We start from the raw sequence: 25581 nt of genomic DNA on the forward strand, positions 1-25581 counted from the left end.
CAGGCACAAGATCAGCAGACACCTACCAGATCCTGCCGACCCAACACCCAACTGCCAAGCCACCACACCGATCTCATTCTGAAACGATCAGTTAGGCAAGCACCCATCGGGGCGGGTGTCCGGGGTCGGCCGGGCACGTGAAAACGTGCAGGTCCCGGTCCCGGCCGAAGCGGAGCCGGGTGGGTTGGGCAACGGATTGGCCACCCCGGATCGATGCCTGCCCCGTCAGGAGCGGGTCACGGTCCTCCAGTGGCACCCAGCTGTGCGAGCCGCCGTCCATTTCGTAGCCCTCGGCCGTCAGCAGCACCTGCATGGGGGTTGCGCAGGACGCGCAGCCGATGGCTATCGGACCCGTCGACGTCCAGCTGGGGAAGCCGCCGACGCGCCAGCCGGGAGGGATCGACAGGTCGTACTGGTAGCTGAGGGCGTCGGGGCCGTGTTCCGCTGCCTGGGCGTCGTCCCACGCGTCGATGCTCGCGATCAGCGCGGCGGGCAACGTGTCGTCCTCCGCCCAGGGATAGGTGTCCACTTCCTCAGGGTGCAGGACACATGGCTCGGGGAGTTCGTGTTCCCATCGAAGCATGGGCACATGGGGCGGGTCGGCGAGGAAGCGTTCCGCGCCCTCGGTGTGCCTGGCGTGTCGCCACCGCAGACGGTAGCGGCGCTCCAGGTACGGGCCGTGGGTGAACGGACAGCGGAAGAGTTGCACAAGGTCCGCACCGTCGGGCCCGAGGGCAAGGCCGGGGATGTCACGGCGGAAGAGCTGGGCCAGTGCCACGAAGGGCACCGGACCGTCCCGCCCGGGAGCTCCTCTGGAGGACCAGGGCCGGCTCTGGGGCCAGACCCCTGCGGCCCTGGCCCTGCGGATCTCCTCCGGTGCGTACCCCTCGCTCTCGGGCTGGTGCGGCTCGTGGCAGAGCGGCCATGGTTCGCCGTCCGGCCACAGCATCGGCCCGCCGACGTGACTGTCGTGCATGCCGGGCCGCCCCGATCTGGGGTGCAAACGGGTCGTCCGAGCTCGGTAGGGGGCCAGCTCCGGGAACAGGGACTCCACGGACACCGGTCTGGCCGGCGTGGTCCTCGTCATGCGCAGACCGTATGCGGTCGCGCAATCGACGCGCGAGCGGGTTGCCGCAGGACCGGTACAACGAGGCCGACGGTTGGCGCCTCCCGCCCGTGCTCAGCAGGCCGAAGACCGTACCTCGGCTGCCGGCCTCACCTCGTCGTTCAGGGAAGCAGGCGTCCGCTGCTCCCTCCTGCGCCCCGACCCCGCCCAGCGCGGCCGGCTCGTGGAGATCCGTGACAACCCTCTCGATCGGATCGCTGGAGCCGATGGCGAAGGCCGGCTCGGCGAGATCGAATGACTCCGGGACCGGGGAGGGCGATGCGGACGGCCGAAGAGCACAACGTCGCGGGGTTATGTGTCGTGGAGTTCGGCTTGGACGCGGCGGGAGGGCCGGAAGGTGTAGAGGTCGAGGATGTCGGGCGGATCGGTGACGCCGGGGCCGCCGCCCCTGACCCAGGCGGTGATATCGGAGGTGGCGTCGGGGTCGTTGACCAGGCCGAGCCAGACGGGGCGGCCACCGTTCTTGCGGCCTTCGGCGGAGGGCTGGACGACGATGACGTTGGCACGCTCGCACGCGTCGAGGCAGTCCGTGACGCGTACGGTCGCCGTGCCGTCGAGGGCCTGGCGGAGGTCGCGGAGCTGTGCGGTGTGGTCGGGGCCGGGGACTTCGGGAGTGCCGCAGCAGCAGCCGCGGCAGACGGTGACGGTGGGGCGTGTCGTCCCCGGGGCGGGGGCGGCATGGCGGGCGCGTTTGTTCATACGTTGTCCTTGGCGAGGCGGGGCCAGGCGGCTTCGCGCAGCAGGCGCAGGCCGTTGAGGCCGACGATGACGGTGGAGCCTTCGTGGCCGGCGACGCCGAGCGGCAGGGGGAGGGTGCCGATCAGGTCCCAGGCGACCAGGACGGTGATGAAGGTCCCGGCGATGGCCAGGTTCTGGACGACGAGGCGGCGGGCCTTGCGGGAGAGGCCGATGACAGCGGGGATGGCGGCGAGTTCGTCGCGGACGACGACGGCGTCGGCGGTCTCCAGGGCAAGGTCGGAGCCTGCCTTGCCCATCGCGATCCCGGAGTGGGCGGGGGCGTCGTTGACACCATCACCCACGACCAGCACGCGGCGCCCCCGGGCTTCCCATTCCTTGACGGCGGCGGCTTTGTCCTGGGGCAGCAGTCCGGCGCGGAGCTCGGTGATGCCGACCTCGGTGGCCAGCTTGCGCGCGGCGCGTTCGTTGTCCCCGGTCAGCAGAACCGGGGTTCGGCCGCTCAGGCGGGTGAGGGCGGCGACGGTGGCAGCCGCGTCCGGCCGCAGGCGGTCCGCGACGCCGAGCACCCCCACCGGCACCTTGTCGCGCAGGACGAGGACCGCGGTCCGCCCGGCCTCCTCCAGCTCGGCCACCACGGCCAGGTGGACCTGCTGGGCTGCACCGTCCAGCAGCCGGGCGGGCGCCCCGACCGTGATGGTGCGGCCGTCGACGGTGGCGGTGATGCCCTCGCCGGGGGTGGAGGTGAAGTCTCCGGCGTCGGACAGGCGAAGGCCGTGTCCGCGGGCGGCGGCGACCACGGCCCGGGCGAGCGGGTGCTCACTGGGGTGCTCGGCCGACGCCGTCAGGGCGAGCAGCGCATCCTCGTCCAGTCCGCCGGCGGGCAGCGGGCGCAGGTCGGTGACCTGGGGGGTGCCTTCGGTGAGGGTGCCGGTCTTGTCCAGGGCGACGGTGTCGATCCGGCCGAGGCGTTCCATGACGACAGCGGACCTGGCGAGAACACCGCGGCGTCCGGCGTTGGCGATCGCGGACAGCAGCGGGGGCATGGTGGACAGCACCACCGCGCACGGCGAGGCCACGATCATGAACGTCATCGCCCGCAGCAGAGCCGACTGGAGTCCGTCGCCGAAGGCGAGCGGGATCGCGAAGACGGCCAGCGTCGCGATCACCATGCCGATCGAGTACCGCTGCTCGATCCTCTCGATGAACAGCTGGGTCGGAGCCTTGGTCTCGGAGGCTTCCTCGACCATCTGCACGATCCGGGCGATCACCGAGTCCGACGGGTCCCGCTCGACCCGCACCCGCAGGGCGCCGGTGCCGTTGACGGTGCCGGCGAACACCTCGTCGCCGGTCTGCTTGGCCACCGGCAGCGGCTCGCCGGTGATGGTGGCCTGATCGACGTCGCCGGCTCCCACCAGGACTCGGCCGTCCGCGCCGATCCGCTCGCCGGGCCGCACCAGGATGACGTCCCCGACCGCGAGGGCCTCCGTGGCGGCCATCTCCTCGGTGCCGTCCGCGAGGAGGCGGGTCGCGGTGGAGGGCGCGAGGTCAAGGAGTCCGCGGACCGAGTCCGCGGTGCGGGCGGTCGCGACGGCCTCCAGGGCACCGGAGGCCGCGAAGATGACGATCAGCAGCGCCCCGTCCAGGACCTGGCCGATGGCGGCGGCGCCGAGGGCGGCGACCACCATCAGCAGATCCACGTCCAGGGTCTTGTCCTTCAGTGCCTTCAGTCCCTCCCACCCCGGCTCCCAGCCTCCTGTGATGTAGGTGGCGGCGAGCAACGTCCCCCACACCCACACCGGGGCGTCGAGCAGGTAGAGCGGGAGGGCAGCCAGGAACAGGGCCAGCGAGGAGACTGCCCAGCGGGGTTCCGGCAAGGCCGACATCCGGGTGCGCCGCTTCTGCGGAGCCGGGCGCGGGCCGACCGGGGCCGGTGAGGGGCGCTGGCCCAGGATAGAAGACATGACAAAACAACCCTTCACGGGCGGATGAGGCAACACGCGTCACGATACAGGAATATCTGAACAGGTTTTCAGGTGTCATCGGTATGATGGCCACATGGGCCACAAGAACGACAGCGCCAGCCGCGCCACCACCCGGGAACGCCTCGACGCCGCCGGCACCGCAGACGTCGCCGCCACTCTCCAGGCCCTCGCCACCCCCTCCCGGCTCTACATCCTGGCCCGTCTCCAGGAAGGTCCGTGCTCGGTGGGCGATCTTGCCGAAGCCGTCGGTATGGAGGCCTCCGCCTGCTCCCACCAGCTCCGCCTGCTGCGCAATCTCGGGCTGGTCACCGGCGAGCGTCAGGGCCGCTCGATCGTCTACGCGCTTTACGACAACCACGTCGCCGAACTTCTCGACCAGGCCCTCTACCACGTAGAGCACCTGCGTCTCGGCGTCCGCGACGTTCCGGCCCGCGCATCCGAACCGGACGCTTCCGGACAGTAGGGCCCCCGCCCAACACCCCCTGACCGGTCGCTGGTTCAGTCCTGCTCGGGTCCTTCGCTGTCGTCCCCGTTCCGGTGTGTCCGGGTCGCTCGGCGGACGCAGGGCGTCGATGGCCGGGACCGGGCCGTGAAGCTGCAGCGGGCGAGCAGGTTCAGCTGCGGAATGCGGCCTGATCGACGCTGCGGGACCAGGCTCGATCACTCCGGGGTCCGGAAGGTCTGGGCCGACCAGGGCTTCGCCGGCCGCCTCGTCGACCGGGCCGCCACGATCCTCGGCCGCGAGCTGGAGATCGTCCGCAAGGACCCTGAGCAGTGTGGCTTTCAGGTCCATCCCAAGCGGTGGGCGGTGGAGCGAACCTTCTCATGGCTCACCGCCCACCGGCGCCTCGCCCGCGACTACGAGGCCAGCCCCGCCTACTCGGAAACCATGATCCGCTGGGCCATGATCGGCTCATGGTCCGCCGCCTCACCCCGGGCCGAACGGCCACACGGCCAGGCCCCAAACCGCTGATCCGCCTGCGGTAACGCGCGAGGACGCCAGTACTGTGCCGCTATGCGTGACGATGCCGATCGAAGCGGGCCCTGGGACGGTGCATGGGTGCGTGCCCGTGTCGCAGCCATGGCCCAGAAGATCCTGAGCGTCAGCGCTTCGGGGCTTCCGATCATGGATTCCGGCTTCGGCCCCCACTGGCCGAGGAGACGATCCGGATGTTCGAGGTGCAGCACGCTGTCCGACTCCCCGCTTCCTATCGGAGCTTCCTCGCGGATGTCGCCGACGGAGGAGCAGGCCCGGACTACGGGCTCGTTGGTCTGATGGAGGAAGTGGACGACGAGGGGGCTCTGTACGACGTCCGAGAGGAGGACCGACGTGCAGGCTTCCTGTCCACGTCGTTCCCGCACACCAGCGAGTGGCCCGGGCTGGGAAGGGAGGGTAACGCCAACTACCCGGTCGAAGGGAGTCTGGTCATTGCCGAGGTGGGCTGCGGCATGTTCCACCGCTTGGTCATCACGGGGAGTAACGCTGGTCAGGTGTGGCTCGACGACCCCGATTGGGGTGGCTTCACTCCAGGCCCGGACTTCCGCGATTGGTACTCGGCTTGGCTGGCTACGACCTGACCGCTACGGTCCGAGCCCGTGCAGAGGAGCCAGTCGGCAGATCTCGAACGCGGTCTCAGCACGGACCCGGCCTGTACCGGGTTGCAGCGCCCGATGACATCAGGTCGGCACGTGCGCCCTGGGCACCGGACGGCTGGGCGGGGATGGGAACGGTGTCCGGGGTCATCACACCGCTCCCTTGACCAGAGAGGCGAGGACAGCGGACGCCTGCGGGGTGTCGTCCGCGCCCTCGACGTCCTCGGTGAGGTATCGGGCGGATGGCGTGAGGATCAGGCCGACGTCCCAACCGCGCAGTTGGGCCGCGGGTATCGCTTCCGAAAGAGGCCCTGGCTCACCGCCCCAGGTATCCGTGGGCGGCAACAGAGGGCAGAGTCGTCGTGCATCACCCCCGTAACAGAATGATCCACTTTCTTGTGCGGCCCGCGTCCACGCCTGTGAAGTGGGCTGATGCACTTTCCGACGGCCGACGGTCCGTTCTTCCGCCATCTGCGCGTGTGGCACGCCGTGGTGGCCTCTCTCGCCGTAGTGGCGGCGGTGGTGGCGTTCCACGTCCTTCTCCCGTCCGACGACGACGTGCGCTCGGTACCCGGCAGTCCCTGCCGGCCGGTCGATTCCGCGCGTGATGACACTCTCTCGACCCCCGACCTCGACGGTGACGGCTTCGGCGATCTGGTGCACGAGATCTCCCGGTCGTTGAAGGTCGACGTGGTCGTCGTGCCCGGTTCCGAGCGCGGTCCGGACCACGACCGCACGACCGTCCTCACCCAGGACGACCTCGGTGTGCCGGACGACATCCAGGTGGGCGACGACCAGTACCAGCCCACGGTCGCCGACCTGGATGAGGACGGCCACGCCGACCTCGTCGTCAGCAGCGCCGCCCTGGTCCTGTGGGGAGGCCCCAAGGGTTCGCGGGCCGACGGGCCTCACGGGCGCGTCCCGTTGCCGGGCAGCGGCTACCACACCGCGCCGATCGCCGGCGACTTCGACGGGGACGGCCACACCGACCTCGCGGTCTCCAAGGACTCGGGCGAGGGGCAGGGCGAACTGGTTGTCCTCAAGGGACCGTTCAAGCGCTCGGGTGCCCCCGCCCTTACCGTGAAGATCCCCAGCCCGGTCCACGAGGGCGCGACACCCGTACTGGTCGCCGGGGACGCGAATGACGACCGCGCCACCGATCTCGCCCTCTACGACTCGCCGTGGGATCCGCCCCTGCTCTTCACCGGCGGCGCCCATACCGCAGCAGGCCTGAGCAAGGAGCCTGAGCGGCTGCCGGAGGGCGAGAACGTCGTCTTCGGCGACTTCGACGGCGACGGCCGGCAGGACGTCGCCGTCGGCCGGAGCTTCGTCGACAGCTACGACGAGGTCGACACGCCTCACCGGCGCGGCAGGGTCAGCGTCCGCTACGGGAAGGAGCCGGACGAGTGGGTCACCGTGGAGGGTGGCGACTTCAAAGAAGGCTTCGGCAGCAAACTCGCCTCCGCAGACTTCAACGGTGATGGCTGCGACGACCTGGCCGTCCAGCTCACCGCGAAGAAGGAGGAGGGGGACGCGCGGATCGAGGTGAATGCGGGGCGGCTCTGAGTTCGGGCTCGGGTCAGAACCCTGGCGTGCCACCAAGCGCTCCGTGCCGGGGGACGACGGCGCCGGCGACGGCACGCTCTTCGACACCGGCGACTGGGACGGCGACGGCCGCGCGGAACTGGCACTCTTCGGCGGGGAGAGATGGTGGATCACCGACGGCACGGACCACGACGAGGCATCCTTCCCGCTCACCCCACGCAGGAACCAAGGTGCGTAGACACCTGCTCGTTGTCCCGGGCGTGAGACAGCCGGCCGTGGGATGCCGGGCGGAACCGGTACGTGCACGGAGGTTCACGGCACTGGCCCTTCTGGCATGGCCGCTCGCACGCGATCATCCTGTCCGCCGGACTGGACCCCGGCTCGTGGGTGAGCGGGACAGCCCTTAACGACACAGCTCAGCAGTCGAACAAGGTCCACGCTGCGGCCCGTCCGACAAACCCTGGAGGGCTGGGAATTACGGACTGCGCCGGCGTTCGCTCGTGTGCTGCGCGCGCCGGACGACGTCTTCGAAGGCGTACAGCGCCGCCGAACCACCGGCAGGCTCCGGCAACGAGATGCCGGATACCCGTGCCGTCTCGCGGTACACCGTCGGCGGCATCCCGAACCGTGCCCGGAATCTGCGTGACAGGTGGAACGGGCTCGCGTATCCGCAGGCGTGTGCCACCGCTGCGACCGTCGGCTTCGGACACCGAGCGAGTTCTGGCGGGGCCCCGCTTGGCGGCGCTGCTTCCCGCCTTTCCGCCCATCGCCCGCGACCGATGCTGGCGATGGCGGCCGGCTTCTGCGTCGAGCGCGGGGCCGATCCGGCAGTCTGCGCCGAGCCGATCCTCGGCGGCGTCCACCGAGACCTGCTCGACGCTCTGGAGTTCGCCCGCCGCTGGGCCTCCACCGGCGCGGCCGAGGACGAACTTCCGGAGCCGGACGAGAAGATCATCGACGAAGCACTCCTGGCCCGTCTCGGCGGCGACGTGCACGAGGCCACGCAGTTGGCGCTGGCCTGGTGCTCGGTCGAGGAGTGGCAGCCACCCGCGTTGGCCGTGCTGTGTCGCAGCGCCGAGGTGCGCAGCCGGCATGCATCCGTGATCCTTCCCGCCTGCCGCGACCTGGCAGCCCTGGAACGGCACGACCTCAAATGCCTGGCCTACGCGCTGTCGGTTCTGGACGACGAGCCGCTGGTGGTGCTGCACCGGCCCACCGGGACCGGGTTCGAGGTGCGCATCGGCGGCATCGGGGACAACTTCCAATTGCACACGCTGCTCGGCCACGTCCTCGTCGGCGGCGGCCATGTGCCCGGTACTGCTCCTTCGGCGGAGAGCGTCCGCCTGGCCACGGATCCCGAGCCCGCCCGGGGGCGCTCCCAGGTCGCCGCGATTGGGGTCTTCGAGCTCCTCGCCCCGGACGGCGAGCGGATCTGGAACGAAGGGCTGCCCGACGACATCCCCGTAATGGAGGGGCGTCGCCTGCTCGTGCTCGACGAGCCGACATACCGGCGTAGTTGGAACGCCGACCGGTTCTTCCCTCATCTCCCGGGCACGGTCCAGCTGATCCGCGTCCTGACCGCGGATGAGACGCGGACATGGTTCGCCCGCACGGCGCTCGGCAACGGGACCCGCCGGCACTCCTGACTCGGTTGGCCGGGCCGCCACCGCTTCGGGGCTGGTGGGGCCAGAAGCCGCAGTTCGGAACTGGTCCTCTCCAGCGAACAAGCACTGCCAGGGCGCTGTCGGAACCGCGGTTCTGACTCACTTTCCGTGCAGGGCTGACTGGGCGTGATGTCAGCCGTGTGGAGTGGATTGGCCGGTCTTCTGCTGCCGTGTCCTGCTGGGAGTCCGCCTTTCCGTTGGGCCGCGCGAGCCCACGACGACTCGACCTAGACCTGTCGGCGAGCCCATGATGACGAGTGCTGTTCTGGGGCTCGTGGGACACCTGGTCCGTGTGGAACGCTGAGGTGATGACCATCAAGCCAACGGACAACGCGGAGTCGCTCGCCCTCGGAGCCCTTGAGTGGCTGCTCAAGGCCGGGCGCGACACGGACGGCGGTTTGGGCTGGCCGGACAGACTCATCGACGATCAGGTCACCCCGGTTCTGTACAGCGGGACATCGGGCGTTCTGGCGACCCTCCTCGACGCATGGCTGTACTTCGCCGACGACCGGTACGCGGACGCGGCCGTGCGCGGTGCGCGGAGCGTCGCGGCCGCGGTGGAGAACTGGGAGGCCAGCGGCCTCTATACGGGCGTGGCCGGAATGGCCGTTGCCCTGCGAGGTGTGCACCGCGTGCTCGGCGACTCCGCGGCGGGAGCTTCCGCAGACCGCGCTCTGCACATCCTGCGGTCGCGTTACGACGGCACGGCCTGGAACGACTGCTACGAACTGATCGTCGGTAACGCCGGCATAGCGCTGGCCGCGCTGGAGTGCGGCGACGTCGACCTCGCTTGCCTGGCCGTCGAACGCTACCCGCACACCGCCGAAGCCACCACCGCTGGTGTCCAGTGGGAAGGTCGGACCGGCGCGGTCCCACGCATGCACCACATGTCGCACGGCACCCTTGGCATCGTGTACGCGCTCGCCGCCGTGGGGCGGGCCGCTGACCGCCCCGATCTCGTCGACCTCGCACTGGCCGGTGCCGCTGACGTCGTCTCCCGCGACGAAGCCGGTCCGGACGGCTTCCTCGTCCCGCACTCGGACCCGCAACAGCAGCACGAGAAGATAGAACGGCACAGCTACGGCTGGTGCCACGGAACGGCCGGCGACGCCCAGGCGTTTCGCCTCCTGAGCGACATCGTGCCGGATGACCCCGCGTGGCCGGCTCTCGCCGACCGGTGCTGGCACACGCTCGTCAACTCGGGCATCCCGCAACGGATCCGCCCCGGCTTCTGGGACAACAACGGCCGCTGTTGCGGCACGGCAGGCGTCCTTGCCCTCGCCGGCGACCGGCAGGTCGAATGCGGCGACGGCGGAGACTTCGCCGACGTACTCGTCGCCGACCTGGCGGCCCGGGCGGGTACCGACGCCGACGGAACGCACTGGTCCAACGTCGAGCACCGCGAAACCCCCAGCGTCCTTCCGCCGACGACGGGCTGGGCCATGGGTAACGCAGGCATCATCCGCGAGCTTCTCCGCCACGCCCGCATCACCACGAATCGAGACCCGCGCTATGCGGTTCCCTTCCCGGACCAACCGCAGACCGCGTCGCTGTGACCGCAGTTGGACTGGGTGCGCGCGGAAGACTCGTAGATTCGATCAGCCGGTGCCGGACCCATGCACGGCCTCTTCCCAGAGAGCCAGCCCTGCGCGGAGGAGTTCACGCACAGCCGCGGTCTCCTCGCCCGTCCAGGCTCCCTCGCCGGTGGTCGGCCCGAGAGCTTCGCCGCCGAAGATCTTTTCATAGGCGCTGTCCTGGATCGATCCTCGGGAGGGAAGGGGCGGGTCAGCCTTCAGGCTGTGGGAGAGGTCGTCGAAGAAGTTCCACGCGTCCAGCAGCAGTCCTGCCTGGGCCGAGCCAAGGCCGAGGTGCTCGACCCACTGTCGTACGACGCCCAGATCGAGAGTGGCTGCGCCTTCTCGGACGAGGTCCCAGCCCTTCTGATCGCAGTATTCCTGCAGCGTCTTGAGGTCATGGAACGCGAGGAGTCTTCCGAGGCCGTCAACCGCGAGCTCATCGCGGGCGTCGCCCTCTCCGGGTTGCCAGATCAGCGTCAGGACCCCTCTCCTGGTCGCGATCCGGTACGGATAACAGTCAGTCATGCCGAGTCTCCCTGGTGCTGCTGTGGCCCCCGCCGTCTGAGGGCTGTCCCGTAATCCCTGGTGGATCAGCGCGCGGCGTCGGATACGGTGCATCGCAAGGCGGAGGGACGCCCGCATACTGGATGTATTCGGGCGTTCCGAGAACGCGGCGAGGTGCCGTAGCTGTCGTTGTGCGCCTGCCATGGACTACGGGACAGTCCTCAGTCATTCTGCCTGGAATGATCGTCGTGGGGTGACTTCGCATCAGGTGGAGCCGCGGGGTGCGGAGCCGGCAGATCCGGGGCGGCGGGTCGCCGCGTGTTCCGATCGATCCCGACGACGGCCTCCGTGGCCGCCCCACGAAGAGTTCCGGCACGGGCATCACCCGGGAGAGCGCTACAGCCGGTCGGTTGCCGGCAGACGGCCCGTGAGCAGGTCCACGATCGCCGCGTGGACGTCTGTCCACGCACGGGCGGGCGGATGCCCGCTGACCGTCTGCGACAGCCCGAACATGCGGCAGGTGGCGCATCCTCACCGGACGCGCCACCTGGCGGGCGCCGCGCTGGAACGCGGTGTACCCGGACCCTGTTTCATGGTGCAGCCATGGCGCCAGGGAGCCTCCGCCGACAGGTGCCGGAGGTAGCGTTGAAAGGACCATGGCATTCCCGGACCTGGTTGAGCAATGGCACCTGGACGAAAACGCACAAAAAAAGCAGTTTCCATCTTCCCACCTGCTCATTTCGCAAGTTCGGAATCGTACTCGGCCATCCGTTCGCCATCTCCTGGGGATTAGGCCCTGGACGATCGTGCATCAAAGACCTGACTCGAGAGGCCACTCATTGTGATTGTCCCGATGCCGGTGAGAGGATCAGTCCCGCCGACGGGCCGACCTGGAAGTCGCCGCCGGCGTTCACGGTGCAGCCAACTCCCCACGCCTACACAGGGCGTGACACCAAAACAGGCAGGTAGACATGCGTTCCATTCCCTTATGGCAGGATCCCGTCCCCCGACCCGCACATGACGGCCTCACGGCGTCGGAGGTGCGCCTCGTGATCGTGGTCGTGGTCGTGGCCGCAGCTCTCGCGGCCCTGGGCATGCCGGTAGCGGGCGCCCTGGCCTTCGTGGGCGGAGCCCTGGGCATCGCCGCCCACTCCGTCCAAGCCCTGCGCGCGTCACAGGCTCCGCCACCCACCGTCGCCTGAGGCATTAATGGGACGGCGTGAGAACGCCGTTGCCGCCGAAACCCGACAGGCCGAGGCGCTCGCGTTATGGCTCCGTGCCCAACGCGAGCGTCGAGGTCTCACCTATGCGGCAATGGCCCTACTGACCGGTCACCAGTTCACTGCGTCGGCGCTTTCCCGTGGTGCCTCCGGGCGCACGGTTCCCTCCCGCCGCCTGGTGGTCTCCTTCGCGGCCGCGTGCGAGGCCGATCCCGATGAGGCGGTGCGCCTTTGGAAGGCGGCGCGCAGAGCCAGGGAGGAACGTCGGCGTCAAGCAGGCATCTCCCCGGAGTTCCGCGACCTGGCGACCTCGGTGCGCTCGGTGATGACCCACCCCGACGTCGTTGACAGCTTCGGCAAGCTCCACGACGTCATGGTCGAGATGCGGGCGCGCAAGGGACAGCCGTCTCTGAACGAGTTGCAGACGATGGCCGGGCGTACACGGGACGGACGCCACAGGCTGCCCAAGAGCAGTCTCAGCCTCATCCTCAGAGGCGAGGCCGTCCCCTCGCGGGAGCACCTCACGGCGTTCATGGAATCCCTGGAGGTTCCCCCGAACGGCGTGCGCCGCTGGCAGCAGGTCTGGGACCGCATCTCCAGAGCCGAGAGGCCGCCTGCAGCGGCCAGGAAGATGACGTTCCCGGTGGATGCCCCGCGGGGTGAAAGCCCCGCCCGGGCTGACGCCGCGTTCCATGTGCTCGAAGACGAGACCACCCTCGACTTCCGGCGCGGGCAGATTTCTTTGAAGACCATGTTCGCCACCGGCCCGCGTGGACAGCATGGCCCGCGAAAGGCTCACCCGCCGGCCGGGACAACCCGCTCCGGGCTGCCCGTCAGGACGCCATACCGCTATCCGGTCTTGGTTCGAGCCGGCGGAAGTCCTACGGTCGGGATCCTTACCCTGCAGCCCAAGGAAGCACCACTGGAGCTACCCCCGGAAGCCCGCAGCCCTCTTTCTGTTGCCCCGCAGGTTCAGGTCGAGACAAGCGGTGTGCCGCCTGCCCGGTCGCCTCGTCCCGCTGTGTTACGTAGTTTCGGCCGGGCGATCGAGCGCTGGCGCCCGAAGAGCGCAGCATCGGACCACACCCGCTGGCCCAACTTCTGACGACCTGTCCAGAGGTAGGCCGTGGTCCTCGCAGGCATGAGCGACTACGAGCAGCAGCCAGGCGCTGGGCGCGCAGCTGCGAGCGGCCATGCCGTCCGAGGCCCCGCAGGTGCCTGGACGGGCGGCGCAGGTTGCACGGGCCTGACGAAGGCGGCCGGCATCTCGGTCCCGCGGCCCGTTCGGTTCCGTACGGAGGAAAGGCTGTTCAGCAGAGGTGGTCTCATCCTCCACGGGGCTGACGGGACTGAACCTTGGGGTTATCACCTACATACCCGGAGTCGTGTACGCGCGGGCGTGCACATACTCACCCGGCCGCCTAAGCGCTTCTTCGCCGTGTCCCGAGAGTTGCACCTGTCGGCGGGCAGCAGGCAACCAGGCGGCGAAGTGTGCGCGATCCCACGGGGAGGCGATCTCGCCAGGGAAGCCGAAGTCGTCCGGCTGGAGAACACAGGGGACCTCGACTACGTTTTCCAGGCCCTCGACACGGTCACCACCCGCCGGGGGATAGCCCCGCTACGGACGCGACGGCCAGCTCGTCGGCTGCACCAGCCTCGCCCCCTCCGCACCCCGGCTCCTTGACAGTGGCCTGTTCGCCTGACGCACGTTCTGCCTCTTGCCCCACGACCGACCCAGCTGGCCTGCCGGTCTCGACCGCCCCTACACGGCCGGCTCAACCCTCGAAGCCGTCGACCCCCGGACCATCGACGGGGCTGTTCAGCGCAAGGAATCGGAAAGAACGGCGAGCTTCGCGACCAGCCCGATGCAGCCGGAGGCCGCCGGGTTCGAGAGTCAGGGGCTGCTGGGTGCTTGCTCAGCCAGCGGTGACTCGGTCGGCGACTGAGAAGTCGGTTTCGCAGTCGGGGCAGGTCGCGTTCCCGAAGACGTAGGTCAGCACGTGGGCGACTTCGTGTTGGCCGTCATTGAGTGCCATTTTGTGGAGACGCGAGCCGATGCCTTCCAGGAATTCGGGGCTCGTCGGGCGGAGCGGGCGGGTTTCAACCGTGCCGTCCGAGAGGGCATAGTCCTCGCTGGTGCAGAAGAACTCGCGTTCGCCAAGGACGATGAACAGGTTGCTTTCGCATTCTGGGCAGGAGACTTCGTATTCCTCGTTCCCGATTCCCCAAGCCAGGTCCTCGCTCCATCCCGCGACGCCCTCGAAGTCGAGCATGGACTCCAGGAGGTCGACGTACTCGGTGCGGTCCGTCGCGGTTCGGAGATGGCGATTCACCGATGCCAGCAGGGTCGCGATCTCCGCCGAATACTTCGTGTGGACGTGGCCTGCTCCATGTGGCTGCTCCGAGCCCGCCATGATGGCGCCGGCCAGGGCCAGAGCGTTCACAGCTTGCTCCCGGTCTTCGTTCTCGGCCATGTCGGCCAACCAGGGCAGTGCTGCGAAGCTTGCCGAGTAGACGCTGCCTTGATGACAGAGCGCAGACCACAGGTTGTCCCAGAGGCCCCCCTTGGCCTCGGACGCGATGCGCGCCAGCAGGATGGGTATGTCTTCGGCGGAACCGTAGGCGTGGGTGAGGCGCGTCCAATCTGTCATGCCGGGGATCTAACCATGCCCGTGACTGCCGGAATCGAAGAGATGGCTGCTCGCGGCGTGCGACGTGGTCCGGCGCGTGTGCGGCATGCCCTTGTCGGCATCCGACCGCCAGAACGGCTGCGAAGAGATGCCCACAACCGCGGAGAGCGTGCTGACAGCAGACCGACGTTGCATGGAGCCATGCGAGCGAGCGATCTCAGCAGACCCCTCTTCCTGCCCGAATTCCCATCTCGCCCACGCACAGAAATTCCATTGTCCCTTCGGACCAAGGCATTGGGCTCATCTCACCGAAGGTTGAACGAGTCACGCAACTGACAATGGGTTGGTCCCGTTCGCGAAGGTTCGGTCAAACGAACGAGGCAGGTCAGCGGGTGCCCGTTCTAGATTTCTACGCCAAGTCGCCCCCAGCGGCAACGTACTCGGAGCCGGAATCGGCACCAGCCTTGGGACTGGGAATTGGCTGTGGGGCCGGTCTGCCTCGATGTTCCCAGTGGCGTCCACCTCCGGGAAGATCCAACCGGTAGCTGTGCGCGCGTTCTACCTCGCTCCCGCCGCGAGCGCCGCACACCGCCCCGGCGCCCTGCCCGCTGCCCTGGGCGCCTGATCCTCGCGGGGACCAACTGGCGGCGAACCGCTTTGCCGCAGCCATGGGACGGTCTGACCTACGGTTCGGCTTGCTTGCTGACATGTGGTCGATCTCAACGGCCCTCCCTCGTACCCAGGAAGACCGCGAGACCGACGACCCGGCGTGCCTGCGGTCTGCCTTATTGGCCGACCACTCACGGCGACTCACGGTCACGAACGGGCAGCATGCACACGCGAACGGCCCCCTGGCCGATGTTCCTGGTCAAAGGCCCTCGACCTGCGTGGTGGGGTGTGGGAATCGAACCACGGTGACTCTCGCCACGACGGTTTTCGAGACCGCTGGCGGTCAGGGCACCTCGTTCAAGGTTCCTTCGGCCAGACGGCTACGAGACGCGCATCCGTCGGTCGCCGAGGATGTCCGATGCCGCTGCGCGGAGACCCTTGACCGCCTGGTACAACAGGTGCTCCCGTTGGGCAGCGAGTGCGAAGTCCGCAGCCTTGCGGGTTGGGTCACCCGCATGCGCATCACGCACCATTCGCCCCATGACCTCAGCCAAATCGTCGGCCGCATGCACCGCGCGATAAAGCGCCTGCACCACGGATGACGGACCTTCGAGGATGACGATCTCGGCAGCCCGGTGAACGTCGCGAGCGTGGACAAAGTACCGCTCCATGTTCTCGTCAATGTCCCGCAGGTTCGGGCGGTCTGCCTGCAGCGCGTCGCGTACCACGTCCAGGGCGGCATCACGGTCGTACACCGCGGCCAGGTAGTTCGCGTAGGCGTCCCGGCGGTGTTGTCGGCGCCATTGAGCGAACTGCGAGCGCGCAGCCACGCGCCCGGTGACCATCGCGGAGCCGAGGGTGGCGAGTGATCCCACAACGGCGCCCAGCAGTGCAGTCAGTCCAGCATCCATGGCCCAATTCTGCCGATGCCATCGGTTCCGCACCGAGCTACAGCAACTTCAGCAATCGAGCACACCCAGCAGTGCCCCTACGAGGCCCACGCACGGCCTGTTTGCCCTTCACTGACTGCTCCGCACAGAGCTACGGATCAGAAGTTCCCCGTGCCACGACCGTGCCGGATGGGAAGACGGCTCACGGAGAACTGCGGCTGCCGGCGGGGCCGCGGCGGGGTGGCAACGAAGCCGGCTGACCGCAGCTCAGAACCTGAGGCGCCCCACCTTGCTCCGTGAGTAGCCCGCGCAGGCCGTCTGCCAGGCCTGCCATGTTACACGCTTCCTATCCGGGCACGTCCCTCGGGAATGGGGGAGAAGGGTGAGATCTCCGAGATCGCCCACCCGTACGTGTCCGGCAGAGCCTTGCAGTCACCCGGCAGCCTGGCTCCTGGCGCGACTTCGGCAGCAGCCCAGTCGATCTGCTCGCCGCCTGCGAAGTCTGCTGGTACGAGATCGAGCAGTTCGGCGACGTCGGGAAGAATGCCCAAGGCGAAACCCCTTGAGTTCAGTGGGCAGCAACCATAGTGCCGCATCAGACAACGTTCGCCCTGCTCGCGGGGCGAGGGGAGCAAGGCGGTCGGGGCTGGTGATGAAGGACAGTGCCTCTATCCTGTGCGGCGTGGCTGATGATGAGCAGATGGAGCGCTACCGGCACGAGACCGTGGAGCTGACGGTGGGGGGACTGCGCGAAGCCCTCGACGGACTGCCTGCTGAGGCTCCAGTGCGGGTCGACGTTCCGCTGCGTCCCAGGTCGGGTGAAATGCGCGAGTCGGTCGACTCGGGTATCAGCCACTTTGTGGTCAGCGGAGTTGTACTTCATGACGCTGACCAACTCAGGCAGGATGAAGTGGTCCTGCAAGCAGACTTCTCTTCGGAGTGGTACGTCCGTCCTGTCGAGCCGGGGTCTGCGGACTGATCCACCGGAGCATGGAGTTGCAGCTCAGGCGACGTTCGCCCGGCGACCACCCCGCGTAGGCGCTCGTCCTGGGCGTGCTCGTTCCTCCCGATGACGCAGCGGCGGGCGCCTCGGGTATCTGTGAAGCCGAAGAGGCGTTTCTTGTGCGCCTGGTCAGCTGAGTGGGGCGCCGGGCGTGTCAGCGTGTGAGGCCGGCATCGCGTGCCAGGAGTGCGGCTGTACGCGGTTGGTGACGTTCAGGGCGGTCAGGATGCGGCTGACGTGTGCTTTGACGGTGCTTTCGCGCATGCCTAAGGGTTGTCCCGCAATTCCTGGCGGGCGCACGACGACAGCTACGGCACCTCGTCGCGTTGTCGGAACGCCCGAATACATCCAGTATGCGGGCGTCCCTCCGCCTTGCGATGTACCGCATCTGACGCCGCGCGCTGATCCACCAGGAATTGCGGGACAACCCTTAGCCTGTGGGCAATGTCGGCGTTGGTGTCGCCCTTGGCGAGCAGGGCCAGGACGTCCTTCTCGCGGGGCGTGAGAGGCTCGACGAGATCGCGTGCGGCGGCGGCCTGTGGGTGGTTGGTGTGGTGGTAGCGGTCGATGAGGCGGCGAGCCGCGCTGGGGTGGATCATGGCGGAGCCTGCGGCGACGAGGTGGACGGCGCGCAGGATCTCGGCTGGGTCGGTGTCCTTGAGCAGGAAGCCGTCAGCTCCTGCGGCGAGGGCGTTGTAGACGTATTCGTCGAGGTCGAAGGTGGTCAGCGTGATGACTTTCGGCGGATGGGGCAGGGCGCGCAGCCGTGAGGTGGCGGTGATGCCGTCCATACGGGGCATGCGGACGTCGACGAGGGCGACGTCGATGTGGTGGGCGGTGGCCCTCTCGATGGCTGCCAGTCCGTCGGCGGCCTGGGCGACGACTTCGATCTCGTCGTCGCTGTCGAGAAGGTCGGTCAGTCCGAGGCGTACGAGGGCGTCGTCGTCGACGACCATGGTGCGAATCACGTGCGGGAGCCGTTCTGTTCGGTGTTGGGGTGGGGGATGCGGGCGGCCAGTCGCCAGGTCCCGGCGCCGCCTGGGCCGGCGTTCAGGTGGCCGCCGAGTGCTTCGACGCGTTCGCGCAGGCCCACCAGGCCGAACCCGGAGGGAACCGCCGGAGCGGCGGGGCTGCCGGGAGGGTTGGTGACCTCGACGAGAGTGGCGGGTGGGCCGTAGTCGATACGGACGCGGACGGGTGCGTCGGGGGCGTGCTTGCGGGCGTTCGTCAGGGCTTCCTGCACCAGTCGCAGGACGGCGAGCCGGTGCGCGGCGGGGGCCTGTTCCGGCTTGCCGTAGATGGCGGTCTCGATGTGCTGTCCGGCGGTCCGCGCCTGCTTGATCACCTCCGCGGCATCAAGCAGGACCGGTACGAGCCGGTCGGCTGAGGGGGGAGGTGGGGGCGCTGCGCAGGGCACCCAGGACGTCACGCAGGTCGGTCAGGGCGTCGGCGGAGGCGTTGCGCAGCAGGGTGAGGCGCTCGGTGACCTGGGCGGGCAGGGGATCCTTTTTGGCGGTCAGGACGCCAGTGTGCAGGGCGATCAGGCTGAGGCGGTGGGCGAGCACGTCGTGCATTTCCGCGGCGATCGCCGTCCGCTCTGCGTCGCGCGCGGCCTGCTCGCGCAGTTTCCGCTCGATGCGCAGGTGCTCGACCTGCCCGGCCAGGGCCCCGACCAGGCGGCGGCGACTTCCTGCCCACAGGCCGAGGGTGACTGCCAGCGCCAGCAGAAGGGCAGGTCCGTAGGAGCGGGGAGTCAGCAGGCTCAGCGCGGGATCCACCAGAGCGTTGGTGATCAGTGCGACAGCGGCGCCCGCGACAGCCAGCCACGTTCGGCCGCGCGAGGCGAGATGGAACAGGGCGACCAGCAGCGGCAGCACCGGGCCCCACAGCCCTGCAGCGGCCACCGTCACAGCGGTCACCGCCAGAGGCCGGCGCCGCCGTCCGGCCAGCGACAAGCCCGCGACTGCGGCGGCGGCCACCGACGGCTCGCTCAGACCCTGACCGGACGAAATGGCGGCATCCCGCATCGATGACGCGGTCACCAGGAGGACCATCACCACATCGGCCCACGTAGGCCACCGCATCACGCTGTTCCTGTTCACCCCGCCACCCTAGGCAGCCGGGCTTCACCCGCCAGCCGCCGACCAGCCACCGGAACCCCCTACTTTCGTAGGGGAAGAGCGCCGCACAAGGGAGGATTCATAGAGGAAGGGCGATTCGTAGCGTCGAAGTCATGGACGACTGGACCACCTCACACGATCGTGTCCTCGAGCAGCGCAACGCCGAGGGCTGGATGTTCCTCATCGAAGCAGCACGAAGCTTGCGCACCACCGGCGCCATCACCCCCAGCAGCAAAGCCCTGGCCCGCCTGCTCACCGACCCGGTGGACGAACACGGCTCGCAGCCTCTGAACGTCCTGGAGGTGGGAGCGGGAACCGGATCGGTCACCCGCACCCTCATCCGTCGGCTCGCCCCGGGCGGCCGGCTCGACATCGTCGAGGCCAACCCCCGCTTCGCGGCCCAGCTGCGCCGACTCGTCCGTTCCCATCCGCACCTGGGCGACGAGCAGGAGCGGGTCCGGGTCCACCACGCCCTCGTCGAGCAGTTCGAGACCGACCGCCACTACGACGTGATCGTCTCCGGCCTGCCCTTCACCAACTTCACCCCCACCCAGGTCGAAACGATCATGAACCGGTACCTGGAACTGCTGGAGCCCGGCGGCACGCTCACCTACTTCGCCTACCGCGGCACCCGCTACGCCCGCGCCCTGACCGCCTTCCCCGCCGAAGCCCGCCGCCACCGCGCCGTCGAAGACGTCCTGACGGGCTACCAACGCCGGTACGCCATCGGCCGCTGGAGCGTGTGGGGCAACCTGCCCCCGGCAAGGGTCTGGCAGCTGCGCCGACCTGCCCACCCAGCCACCTCCGCAGCCCCCGCGAAACCGCTGACCCTCATGGGCGGCGCGAGCCGGTGAACACGCTGATCGGTCAGGTTCCCGCGCTGACCGCCTACGGAATCCTGGCCGCCGCGGTGCTTGGCGAGTCCTTGCTGCTGATCGGTGCGTTCGTTCCCACCCTGACCCTGCTGCTGACCGCCGGTGCACTGGCTCGCACCGGCGAGCTGAACCTGATCCTGGTCATCACCACCGCCTCGTGCGCGGCCGTCGCCGGTGACGCTGTCGGCCACCGCACCGGACACTTGCTGGGCAGCCGTCTGCGCACCGGCCGTCTCGGCCACCGCATCCCCAAGGCCGCCTGGCAGTGCGCCGATGCCCTCATGACACGACGCGGCGGCCAAGCCGTCCTCCTCACGCGGTTCGTCCCCGTCGTACGCACCCTGGCCCCGCACCTGGCAGGCGTCACCCGGATGCCCTACCGCCGCATCGCCCCCTACAGCCTGCTTGCCGCGCCCTTGTGGTCCGGCGCCGAAGCCGGTGCCGGATACGCTGCGGCCACATCCGTTCAGCGCGTCAACGCCCTCGGCGGCCCTGTACTCGCCATCACAGCCGGCCTGGCTGCCGCCACGATCCTGACCGCGGCCAAGATCCGCCGCCGCAGGCGAACTCGCCCCGCCGGCCCCGATGCCGAGAAGGGACGCAGGTGCTCCTCGAAGTCGACGTGAAGCCACTCGCACCTCGCGGCACGGCCTCTTCGGCCGCAGTCGCGACGAGCGCGGCTCCGACTCCACTCGACTGGTGATGCTTCGCGACTGCGTGTCCAGGGTGAATGCATGAGCTCCACCGTCCCAGACCACGTTGACGAAGCCGATCAGAGAGCCGTCTTCCCGTACACGGATCCAGCCGAGGCTGTGGCGCTCAAGTCGCTCTTGCCAGTCGGTCTGAGTGACCGGGTGACCGAAGCCGTCGACGTGCAGAGCGTTGAGGGAGGCGTTGTCGAAGTCGCCTCGCCATTCGTGTTGAGTCGTCTGAGAGGCGGTCTGGACGGGTTCAATGGTCGTCCGTGAGCGGGAGGACGGGGCGTGGCAGTGGCTGACGCCAGTCGTTCAGCGTCGTGAGGAGGACCTGGCGGGCGAGAGAGCGTATGTCGTCCCACACCGGATCTGCGGCCAGCGCGTTGCCCCAGAGGCCGGCGCGGGAGGGGGCGTCGATCTCGCCGAGCCGACGGCCGATGGCCCGAAGGTCGCGCAGGTCGCCGGGCGCGAAAGCGCCGCGATCGGCGAGTCCTTCGGAGGCGCGGCAGAGCAGCTCCAGTTCTTCGACGACGTCCTTCGTTTGCAGTTCGCGCCCGCCCAGCCAGACAAGCTGATCCGGGGTATCGGCGGCCAGAAGGGCCATGAAGCGCAGCGTCCAAGTGCGCAGGTGTGCGTCGCCAAGAGCGTTCATCCATGCAGGATCTCACCAGGCTCCCGCAACCGTGTTCGATGACGTTGTCGTGGATGATGAGCACCCGGGCCTGGTCGGGGTCGTGTTCGGTCATCCGTCCGCCAGCCTGCCGCAGGCGGAGTTTGGCGCGGCCATCGGTCGCCGACGACGATCGTCGCCTCGGCCAGGAGCCGTCGGTCCCACACCTGATACGCGATCTCAGCGAGCACGTAGGCGGCAGCCGCGCCGGCCGCCCACGCGGCGTCGGCATTCGCCCACAGCACCAGGACGAACAGGCCGGCACAGCCGGCCGTCACCGCTGTACGCCGCAACCGCGGAACGGTCCGCATCCCCTTGTCCGCCGCGTCCCAGCGGAGACGTTCGCTGATGACCATTCCGTCATCATCGGTATTGCCCGGCGCCCTGAAAACCCTCGCGACCCCAGCCGGATTCCGGCACACGTCGGCGCCGAGGCAGAGTCGGAACGTGGCGGATCGGGGGTGGCGTTCGGCCGTTCGCGCCGCGTCCCACGCGCTCACGCCCGCTCAAGCCGTGGTGGCATCGCTGACCAGCGCCGCTGCGTCCCCCTCGGCACAGCAACCGCCCCTCCTCCTTACCTGGCCTGGCTCTGCGCATGCTCGGCCGGACCGCTGCGGGCGGTGCGCGTCGCCGGCGCGGGTACGGGGCGCCGGTGGCGGTTCTCCGTACCCGCAGCACCCCATGCCGCACGTGCCGCGGGGATGCGGCCCATCCGCGCGGTGCAGGGCGCCAACCTACGCGTCAGCCGAGGTCCACCACCACCAGATTGCTGCATGTGGATTCGATGATCTTCTTGGTGCCCCACTCGCCACCACAGGCCTCGAACTTCAGCGTTCCGTACTCGTAGAAGTTCTTGTTGAGGTAGCGCGTGGTGATGTAGCCCGAGGTGTTCCAGACCGTGCCGGAGCGGTACAGCGAGCCGTCGAGCAGGTACATCCGCCACCGCAGGGCCGCGGAGTGGCCGTCCTCCTTGACGTCCTTGATCCGGAACCAGTCGCCGTCCCAGGTGAAGCAGCCGTCGCTGGCGACCACGTTGGCAGATGAGCACTTCCAGGTCGGGAAGCCGGAGGGGCCGTTGTAGTCCGTGGCCGCTTGGTTTCCGTCCGCCGCGACTGCGGGAGATGCGGCCAGCATCACGAGAGCGGCGGCCGACCCCAGAAAGGCCGATACGCGGAACTTGGTCATACGAGTGCCTTCTTGTCTTCTTCGGTAGCGCGGTTGGACCCGGCGCATAGCCCCGATCTGGTTGTCCTGCCGATCAACGCGACGCTGGCGCAGGGAGGTTGCCGGGTCATGATCATCGGCCACCTTGTCACTTACGTCACAGGTGTCAATGGAGATGATCAGACCTGCTCATGCGGAACAATTGATTCCCTGCCGTATCGTCGTCATCCGCCCGGCACGACGAACGCGGTTTGGACCACAGCGCCGGGAGCAACCGGTGCCCGACCCGCAACTGCTCATTCCCGAGGAGAAGCTCACCGCGCGACGCAGCTGCTGTGCCTCCCGCGTAACATCGCGATCTGCGGCTCCACCCACTTCATGGCCGCGATGCACGAGGCCGACCTGCGCGACCAAAGCCGGAAGGATTGTCGTCGAACCGAGCTGTGACTTGAAGTCGCCGCACGCACTGTGGTGCGATCCTGTCGAGGCCAAGGCGCTGAAGGAGCGACTCGACGATCTGCACCGGGCGAAGATCCGGCTCGCTGGCGAGATGCTCGTCGGCGACGTTTGATCGTGGCGTGGACACCCATGGAAAACACTTCTCCATCAGGGCATCAAGCCAGGTCAGCGGCATGTAGGACGTCGCAGCCCGATGGGTGACGCTTGCATGCTCGACCTACCGTCACAAGACACCAGCCCGCGGGCGGGCATCGGAAGAGCCGTCGCACACCGCGGCTCCAGACAAGCCCTATGCGAGTCGCCGGGCACAAGGCGCTTCGGACCGCCCGCGGGCGGTCCGAAGACACCCTGCTGATGCGGGCGTGACATTTGACGAGCCCTTAGGCTCTCCAACAGGTCCTCGAACACGCCGGCGTCACGCCACTGACGGAAGCAGTTGGAAACGGTCGACCAGGCACCGAACTCCTGCGGCATCTCCCGCCGGTCTTGAACCGCCCAATCACACCCTCGAACTGCTGCCGCAGCCGCTCGGGATACGGACCGTACACGCCAACCGGCAAGCGCGACCCGATGAGCTCCCACTCCTCGTTGATCAGTTGCGCACGCGTCACCCAAAACGGTCTACCTCATCAGGCTCCGCGATGCGGGCGAGTCCCGCCGATTGATCGCGACTGGATACGCGTCCTAACGGGCGGACAGGGAGGGGGTCACAGGTAATTCCCGGTGGGCACGGTTCGGACACGCCGCCTCCGCCGGCGCCGGTGCATGTCGAGGCGCGTGGCGGGGCGGGTGGCTGGCCGGCTGTAGTCGACGGGGATGCGCCGCATCCGGGAGGTGGGGGTGGCAGCCGACGGGGTACGTACTCTCGTCGCTTCCATACAATCTCCCCAATGAAGAGACAGGTGCGGTTCACAGAGCAGGTTGCCCGGTTTCGGGACCACTACATGCCGGCCACAGACCGGGAGACGTTCCTGCGTCTCGTGGACAGGATTGTCTCCGACCCTGAAGGTGCCGACAGCCATCTCGCCTTCACCAATGACACGGTGACGCGCGAAGTGCGGGAGGACCACGTGATGATCAATTACGTTGTGACGAGCTACTTCGTGATCATCATTGATCTGGACATCTACGACTGGGCGCGTGGCTTCAACGAGGTGTGACAGCCCGTTGGAGCTCAGGAGGTCTGAAGTCATTTGCTGCCCTCCCCGACCCTATGACACGGCGGCAACGGCGATCCAACCCCTCTGCCAGGACTGGTCCATGAGCAACCCGAGGTCGCGTCGCAGTCAGCCGGCATGTCCGGTGGGACGGCGAGTTGGACGACGCCGCGCGGGCTTTCGTCCCGCCAGTGGCCGCCTCGCCGGTCGACGACGCTGTCGCGGCCCGAGCACCGACGAGAAGAGGCCGACGACGAGAACAGCTGACCGCTTCCCAGCGGTCAGGCCGTTCTGGTTGCTACTCGGCCTGCAGGACGAAGAACAGGAAGCACAGGAAGCGCGGCGCGTCCGCGATGGCCTCAGGGAACATCTCACGGGCGGCTGGATCCGGATCCGGCTCGCTGATGACCGTTACCCGGAAACCGGCCCCGATGAAAGCCTCGATCATCGCGTGCAGCGGCCTGTGCCATCTGCTCACCAGGGCGGTCTGGCCGCCCACGGTCCACTCTACGGTCCATTTGGTGGTGTCGAAGTAGTTGCACTCGGCCTCGCAACCGGCCTCGCGGTGGATGAGGTTGACGGCAAAGGGATGGTCGACAGACGCGATCAGCCGACCGCCGGGCCTGAGTACGCGTCGCAGCTCGGCCAGCGCCGGCCCCCAGTCCTCCAGGTAGTGCAGCACCAGGGACGCCGCTACATCATCGAACGTGTCATCAGCGTAAGGAAGCGGGCTGCCCAGGTCCGCCATCTGCAGGTCCGCACCGTCGCCGAGCCGCTGCCGAGCCAGCTCCAGCATCCCCGTACTCGTGTCGAAGCCACTCACAAGGGCGCCACGGTCGCACAGCGCGGCAAACAAGGCCCCCGAGCCGCAGCCGGCATCGAGGATCCGCCGGCCGACCACGTCTCCAGCGAGGGCCAGCATCGCGGGCCTCTCGTAGTAGGCATTGACCAGGTTGGTTTCATTCGCGGCGGCATACGCCTCGGCGAAACCGTTGTAGTCGCTGGTCTTCGACGGATCCACACCCACCGCGGACGGCGAGACCAGCCTGGTGGAAATCGCGTGCTCTTGGCGCTCGCTTGAGATCATGGTGCGGGAGACGTGCGCTGCAGCAGATCGGTTCCTGGCTGCGGCCGGCTGCTGCGCTGCGTCGTCGCCGAGGAGCCCCACGCGGGCCCAGGGCAGGTACGCATCGCAGTGGGGGCGGCGGGCGTGAGCCTTGTTGCCCTTCCAGATCGTTATCGGGGGCGGAAGCAGGCAGTCCTCGCCCGGCGACGGGTAGGTCAACGGGGCCGGGAGATCGAGCCACCCGTATCCATACGCGTGCTGCCGCATGCGCAGTGGTCTGATGTTCGCCAGCCACCACCGCATGAAGGGCGGCGCCCGGCTGCCTGGCGGGCA

At 68.5% G+C, this 25581-nt stretch carries 30 protein-coding genes and 5 pseudogenes; 16 read left to right on the forward strand and 19 right to left on the reverse strand.

What is annotated here, in order from left to right; translation table 11 throughout:
* Nucleotides 1-91: 91 nt before the first annotated feature.
* The 3 genes from ACGFZA_RS39915 to ACGFZA_RS39925 all read right to left on the reverse strand — a co-directional run bounded on the left by ACGFZA_RS39915 (nucleotide 92) and on the right by ACGFZA_RS39925 (nucleotide 3786).
* Complete coding sequence (locus ACGFZA_RS39915) at nucleotides 92-1060, reverse strand: hypothetical protein (RefSeq protein WP_393685839.1); 969 nt, start codon at nucleotides 1058-1060, stop codon at nucleotides 92-94.
* Between the two features lie 357 nt (nucleotides 1061-1417).
* Nucleotides 1418-1825, reverse strand: coding sequence for a (2Fe-2S) ferredoxin domain-containing protein (locus ACGFZA_RS39920; RefSeq protein WP_393685753.1), 408 nt, complete (start codon nucleotides 1823-1825; stop codon nucleotides 1418-1420).
* Nucleotides 1822-3786, reverse strand: a complete 1965-nt coding sequence (locus ACGFZA_RS39925; RefSeq protein ID WP_393685755.1) for a heavy metal translocating P-type ATPase — start codon at nucleotides 3784-3786, stop codon at nucleotides 1822-1824. Before ACGFZA_RS39925 ends, ACGFZA_RS39920 begins: the two co-directional genes overlap by 4 nt.
* Nucleotides 3787-3880: 94 nt before the next feature.
* Here ACGFZA_RS39925 and ACGFZA_RS39930 point away from each other — a divergent pair, with 94 nt between their 5' ends.
* The 3 genes from ACGFZA_RS39930 to ACGFZA_RS39940 all read left to right on the forward strand — a co-directional run bounded on the left by ACGFZA_RS39930 (nucleotide 3881) and on the right by ACGFZA_RS39940 (nucleotide 5385).
* Entirely contained in the window at nucleotides 3881-4270 is a 390-nt protein-coding gene (locus tag ACGFZA_RS39930) for an ArsR/SmtB family transcription factor (RefSeq protein WP_385278231.1), read from the forward strand.
* 162 nt (nucleotides 4271-4432) lie between these two features.
* A complete protein-coding gene (locus tag ACGFZA_RS39935) occupies nucleotides 4433-4780 on the forward strand; it encodes a transposase (protein WP_393685757.1) in 348 nt (115 codons plus the stop codon).
* Nucleotides 4781-4977: 197 nt separating this feature from the next.
* Entirely contained in the window at nucleotides 4978-5385 is a 408-nt protein-coding gene (locus ACGFZA_RS39940) for an SMI1/KNR4 family protein (protein ID WP_393685759.1), read from the forward strand.
* Between the two features lie 165 nt (nucleotides 5386-5550).
* On the opposite strand, the gene ACGFZA_RS39945 is transcribed toward ACGFZA_RS39940, so the two are convergent.
* Nucleotides 5551-5745, reverse strand: a complete 195-nt coding sequence (locus ACGFZA_RS39945; RefSeq protein ID WP_385278227.1) for a hypothetical protein — start codon at nucleotides 5743-5745, stop codon at nucleotides 5551-5553.
* An 87-nt stretch (nucleotides 5746-5832) separates the two neighbouring features.
* On the opposite strand from ACGFZA_RS39945, the gene ACGFZA_RS39950 reads away from it, so the two are divergent.
* Together ACGFZA_RS39950 and ACGFZA_RS39955 are read left to right on the forward strand one after the other, a co-directional pair.
* Nucleotides 5833-6966, forward strand: a complete 1134-nt coding sequence (locus tag ACGFZA_RS39950) for an FG-GAP repeat domain-containing protein (RefSeq protein ID WP_393685761.1) — start codon at nucleotides 5833-5835, stop codon at nucleotides 6964-6966.
* A 43-nt stretch (nucleotides 6967-7009) separates the two neighbouring features.
* Nucleotides 7010-7183: a hypothetical protein gene (locus tag ACGFZA_RS39955; RefSeq protein ID WP_393685763.1), complete on the forward strand. Its 174-nt coding sequence runs from the start codon at nucleotides 7010-7012 to the stop codon at nucleotides 7181-7183.
* Nucleotides 7184-7420: 237 nt separating this feature from the next.
* Here the strand turns inward: ACGFZA_RS39955 and ACGFZA_RS39960 are convergent, their stop codons facing one another.
* Complete coding sequence (locus ACGFZA_RS39960; RefSeq protein WP_393685765.1) at nucleotides 7421-7630, reverse strand: AraC family transcriptional regulator; 210 nt, start codon at nucleotides 7628-7630, stop codon at nucleotides 7421-7423.
* A 103-nt stretch (nucleotides 7631-7733) separates the two neighbouring features.
* Between ACGFZA_RS39960 and ACGFZA_RS39965 the strand changes: the two genes are divergently transcribed.
* Nucleotides 7734-8591 (forward strand): hypothetical protein, encoded by an 858-nt coding sequence (locus tag ACGFZA_RS39965; RefSeq protein WP_393685767.1) that lies wholly within the window; start codon nucleotides 7734-7736, stop codon nucleotides 8589-8591.
* Nucleotides 8592-8917: 326 nt separating this feature from the next.
* Nucleotides 8918-10165 carry a lanthionine synthetase LanC family protein gene (locus ACGFZA_RS39970; protein ID WP_393685769.1) on the forward strand — a complete coding sequence of 416 codons (1248 nt, stop codon included), beginning with the start codon at nucleotides 8918-8920 and terminating at the stop codon, nucleotides 10163-10165.
* Between the two features lie 42 nt (nucleotides 10166-10207).
* Here ACGFZA_RS39970 and ACGFZA_RS39975 read toward each other — a convergent pair whose 3' ends face one another.
* On the reverse strand, nucleotides 10208-10711 hold the full coding sequence (locus ACGFZA_RS39975; protein ID WP_393685771.1) for a hypothetical protein: 504 nt from the start codon (nucleotides 10709-10711) through the stop codon (nucleotides 10208-10210).
* Between the two features lie 1028 nt (nucleotides 10712-11739).
* On the opposite strand from ACGFZA_RS39975, the gene ACGFZA_RS39980 reads away from it, so the two are divergent.
* The 3 genes from ACGFZA_RS39980 to ACGFZA_RS39990 all read left to right on the forward strand — a co-directional run bounded on the left by ACGFZA_RS39980 (nucleotide 11740) and on the right by ACGFZA_RS39990 (nucleotide 13856).
* A complete protein-coding gene (locus ACGFZA_RS39980; protein ID WP_385278212.1) occupies nucleotides 11740-11892 on the forward strand; it encodes a hypothetical protein in 153 nt (50 codons plus the stop codon).
* Between the two features lie 7 nt (nucleotides 11893-11899).
* Nucleotides 11900-13015 carry a helix-turn-helix domain-containing protein gene (locus ACGFZA_RS39985; protein WP_393685773.1) on the forward strand — a complete coding sequence of 372 codons (1116 nt, stop codon included), beginning with the start codon at nucleotides 11900-11902 and terminating at the stop codon, nucleotides 13013-13015.
* A gap of 613 nt (nucleotides 13016-13628) precedes the next feature.
* On the forward strand, nucleotides 13629-13856 hold the full coding sequence (locus ACGFZA_RS39990) for a hypothetical protein (protein ID WP_393685775.1): 228 nt from the start codon (nucleotides 13629-13631) through the stop codon (nucleotides 13854-13856).
* Here ACGFZA_RS39990 and ACGFZA_RS39995 read toward each other — a convergent pair.
* From ACGFZA_RS39995 to ACGFZA_RS40005, 3 genes are all read right to left on the reverse strand, one after another.
* A complete protein-coding gene (locus ACGFZA_RS39995) occupies nucleotides 13827-14561 on the reverse strand; it encodes a hypothetical protein (RefSeq protein ID WP_393685777.1) in 735 nt (244 codons plus the stop codon). The genes ACGFZA_RS39990 and ACGFZA_RS39995 overlap by 30 nt on opposite strands.
* 968 nt (nucleotides 14562-15529) lie before the next feature.
* The gene (locus ACGFZA_RS40000) at nucleotides 15530-16060 is read right to left on the reverse strand and encodes a proline dehydrogenase (protein WP_393685779.1); all 531 of its coding nucleotides are present in this window, start codon (nucleotides 16058-16060) and stop codon (nucleotides 15530-15532) included.
* Nucleotides 16061-16374: 314 nt separating this feature from the next.
* Nucleotides 16375-16590 (reverse strand): hypothetical protein, encoded by a 216-nt coding sequence (locus tag ACGFZA_RS40005; RefSeq protein ID WP_393685781.1) that lies wholly within the window; start codon nucleotides 16588-16590, stop codon nucleotides 16375-16377.
* A gap of 131 nt (nucleotides 16591-16721) precedes the next feature.
* Here ACGFZA_RS40005 and ACGFZA_RS40010 point away from each other — a divergent pair, with 131 nt between their 5' ends.
* Nucleotides 16722-17018, forward strand: a complete 297-nt coding sequence (locus tag ACGFZA_RS40010; RefSeq protein WP_393685783.1) for a DUF6225 family protein — start codon at nucleotides 16722-16724, stop codon at nucleotides 17016-17018.
* 178 nt (nucleotides 17019-17196) lie between these two features.
* On the opposite strand, the pseudogene ACGFZA_RS40015 reads toward ACGFZA_RS40010, so the two are convergent.
* The 4 genes and pseudogenes from ACGFZA_RS40015 to ACGFZA_RS40030 form a co-directional block, all read right to left on the reverse strand.
* Nucleotides 17197-17312, reverse strand: a pseudogene (locus ACGFZA_RS40015) (LuxR C-terminal-related transcriptional regulator); the annotation flags it as partial.
* A gap of 38 nt (nucleotides 17313-17350) precedes the next feature.
* Nucleotides 17351-18010, reverse strand: a complete 660-nt coding sequence (locus ACGFZA_RS40020; protein WP_393685785.1) for a response regulator — start codon at nucleotides 18008-18010, stop codon at nucleotides 17351-17353.
* Nucleotides 18007-18387, reverse strand: coding sequence for a sensor histidine kinase (locus ACGFZA_RS40025; RefSeq protein WP_393685787.1), 381 nt, complete (start codon nucleotides 18385-18387; stop codon nucleotides 18007-18009). Before ACGFZA_RS40025 ends, ACGFZA_RS40020 begins: the two co-directional genes overlap by 4 nt.
* A gap of 10 nt (nucleotides 18388-18397) precedes the next feature.
* Nucleotides 18398-19144: a sensor histidine kinase gene (locus ACGFZA_RS40030; RefSeq protein WP_393685789.1), complete on the reverse strand. Its 747-nt coding sequence runs from the start codon at nucleotides 19142-19144 to the stop codon at nucleotides 18398-18400.
* A gap of 131 nt (nucleotides 19145-19275) precedes the next feature.
* On the opposite strand from ACGFZA_RS40030, the gene ACGFZA_RS40035 reads away from it, so the two are divergent.
* Together ACGFZA_RS40035 and ACGFZA_RS40040 are read left to right on the forward strand one after the other, a co-directional pair.
* Nucleotides 19276-20016 carry a class I SAM-dependent methyltransferase gene (locus tag ACGFZA_RS40035; protein WP_393685791.1) on the forward strand — a complete coding sequence of 247 codons (741 nt, stop codon included), beginning with the start codon at nucleotides 19276-19278 and terminating at the stop codon, nucleotides 20014-20016.
* Nucleotides 20013-20663: a DedA family protein gene (locus tag ACGFZA_RS40040; protein ID WP_393685793.1), complete on the forward strand. Its 651-nt coding sequence runs from the start codon at nucleotides 20013-20015 to the stop codon at nucleotides 20661-20663. Before ACGFZA_RS40035 ends, ACGFZA_RS40040 begins: the two co-directional genes overlap by 4 nt.
* On the opposite strand, the pseudogene ACGFZA_RS40045 reads toward ACGFZA_RS40040, so the two are convergent.
* The 4 genes and pseudogenes from ACGFZA_RS40045 to ACGFZA_RS40060 form a co-directional block, all read right to left on the reverse strand.
* Nucleotides 20630-20993 (reverse strand): annotated as a pseudogene (locus ACGFZA_RS40045) (GNAT family N-acetyltransferase); the annotation flags it as partial. The gene ACGFZA_RS40040 and the pseudogene ACGFZA_RS40045 sit on opposite strands and share 34 nt — an antisense overlap.
* Entirely contained in the window at nucleotides 20989-21384 is a 396-nt protein-coding gene (locus ACGFZA_RS40050) for a hypothetical protein (RefSeq protein WP_393685795.1), read from the reverse strand. The pseudogene ACGFZA_RS40045 and the gene ACGFZA_RS40050, both read right to left, overlap by 5 nt.
* Nucleotides 21381-21758: a hypothetical protein gene (locus tag ACGFZA_RS40055; protein WP_393685797.1), complete on the reverse strand. Its 378-nt coding sequence runs from the start codon at nucleotides 21756-21758 to the stop codon at nucleotides 21381-21383. Before ACGFZA_RS40055 ends, ACGFZA_RS40050 begins: the two co-directional genes overlap by 4 nt.
* Nucleotides 21759-22143: 385 nt before the next feature.
* A complete protein-coding gene (locus tag ACGFZA_RS40060; protein WP_385278196.1) occupies nucleotides 22144-22587 on the reverse strand; it encodes a hypothetical protein in 444 nt (147 codons plus the stop codon).
* A 256-nt stretch (nucleotides 22588-22843) separates the two neighbouring features.
* On the opposite strand from ACGFZA_RS40060, the pseudogene ACGFZA_RS40065 reads away from it, so the two are divergent.
* Nucleotides 22844-23125 (forward strand): annotated as a pseudogene (locus tag ACGFZA_RS40065) (hypothetical protein); the annotation flags it as partial.
* Nucleotides 23126-23400: 275 nt separating this feature from the next.
* Here the strand turns inward: ACGFZA_RS40065 and ACGFZA_RS40070 are convergent.
* A pseudogene (locus ACGFZA_RS40070) lies at nucleotides 23401-23636 on the reverse strand (transposase); the annotation flags it as partial.
* Nucleotides 23637-23915: 279 nt separating this feature from the next.
* Between ACGFZA_RS40070 and ACGFZA_RS40075 the strand changes: the two are divergent.
* Nucleotides 23916-24185: a hypothetical protein gene (locus tag ACGFZA_RS40075; protein ID WP_385278194.1), complete on the forward strand. Its 270-nt coding sequence runs from the start codon at nucleotides 23916-23918 to the stop codon at nucleotides 24183-24185.
* 295 nt (nucleotides 24186-24480) lie between these two features.
* Here ACGFZA_RS40075 and ACGFZA_RS40080 read toward each other — a convergent pair whose 3' ends face one another.
* Nucleotides 24481-25269, reverse strand: coding sequence for a class I SAM-dependent methyltransferase (locus tag ACGFZA_RS40080; protein WP_393685800.1), 789 nt, complete (start codon nucleotides 25267-25269; stop codon nucleotides 24481-24483).
* A gap of 12 nt (nucleotides 25270-25281) precedes the next feature.
* Here ACGFZA_RS40080 and ACGFZA_RS40085 point away from each other — a divergent pair.
* Nucleotides 25282-25404, forward strand: a pseudogene (locus ACGFZA_RS40085) (NADP-dependent oxidoreductase); the annotation flags it as partial.
* Nucleotides 25405-25581: the final 177 nt, after the last annotated feature.

Origin of the sequence: Streptomyces sp. NPDC048211, assembly GCF_043202315.1 — a bacterium.
GTDB lineage: Bacteria > Actinomycetota > Actinomycetes > Streptomycetales > Streptomycetaceae > Streptomyces.

Bases quoted from the DNA above. Each gene is read 5' to 3' on its own strand.
- ACGFZA_RS39920 (WP_393685753.1), bottom strand. From the start codon at position 1,825: ATGAACAAACGCGCCCGCCATGCCGCCCCCGCCCCGGGGACGACACGC.
- ACGFZA_RS39970 (WP_393685769.1), top strand. From the start codon at position 8,918: ATGACCATCAAGCCAACGGACAACGCGGAGTCGCTCGCCCTCGGAGCC.
- ACGFZA_RS40055 (WP_393685797.1), bottom strand. From the start codon at position 21,758: ATGGTCATCAGCGAACGTCTCCGCTGGGACGCGGCGGACAAGGGGATG.
- ACGFZA_RS39950 (WP_393685761.1), top strand. From the start codon at position 5,833: ATGCACTTTCCGACGGCCGACGGTCCGTTCTTCCGCCATCTGCGCGTG.
- ACGFZA_RS39995 (WP_393685777.1), bottom strand. From the start codon at position 14,561: ATGACAGATTGGACGCGCCTCACCCACGCCTACGGTTCCGCCGAAGAC.
- ACGFZA_RS39965 (WP_393685767.1), top strand. From the start codon at position 7,734: ATGGCGGCCGGCTTCTGCGTCGAGCGCGGGGCCGATCCGGCAGTCTGC.
- ACGFZA_RS40000 (WP_393685779.1), bottom strand. From the start codon at position 16,060: ATGGATGCTGGACTGACTGCACTGCTGGGCGCCGTTGTGGGATCACTC.
- ACGFZA_RS39985 (WP_393685773.1), top strand. From the start codon at position 11,900: ATGGGACGGCGTGAGAACGCCGTTGCCGCCGAAACCCGACAGGCCGAG.
- ACGFZA_RS39935 (WP_393685757.1), top strand. From the start codon at position 4,433: ATGCGGCCTGATCGACGCTGCGGGACCAGGCTCGATCACTCCGGGGTC.
- ACGFZA_RS40050 (WP_393685795.1), bottom strand. From the start codon at position 21,384: ATGAACGCTCTTGGCGACGCACACCTGCGCACTTGGACGCTGCGCTTC.
- ACGFZA_RS40080 (WP_393685800.1), bottom strand. From the start codon at position 25,269: ATGATCTCAAGCGAGCGCCAAGAGCACGCGATTTCCACCAGGCTGGTC.
- ACGFZA_RS40060 (WP_385278196.1), bottom strand. From the start codon at position 22,587: ATGACCAAGTTCCGCGTATCGGCCTTTCTGGGGTCGGCCGCCGCTCTC.
- ACGFZA_RS39930 (WP_385278231.1), top strand. From the start codon at position 3,881: ATGGGCCACAAGAACGACAGCGCCAGCCGCGCCACCACCCGGGAACGC.
- ACGFZA_RS39975 (WP_393685771.1), bottom strand. From the start codon at position 10,711: ATGACTGACTGTTATCCGTACCGGATCGCGACCAGGAGAGGGGTCCTG.
- ACGFZA_RS40035 (WP_393685791.1), top strand. From the start codon at position 19,276: ATGGACGACTGGACCACCTCACACGATCGTGTCCTCGAGCAGCGCAAC.
- ACGFZA_RS40075 (WP_385278194.1), top strand. From the start codon at position 23,916: ATGAAGAGACAGGTGCGGTTCACAGAGCAGGTTGCCCGGTTTCGGGAC.
- ACGFZA_RS39925 (WP_393685755.1), bottom strand. From the start codon at position 3,786: ATGTCTTCTATCCTGGGCCAGCGCCCCTCACCGGCCCCGGTCGGCCCG.
- ACGFZA_RS39940 (WP_393685759.1), top strand. From the start codon at position 4,978: ATGTTCGAGGTGCAGCACGCTGTCCGACTCCCCGCTTCCTATCGGAGC.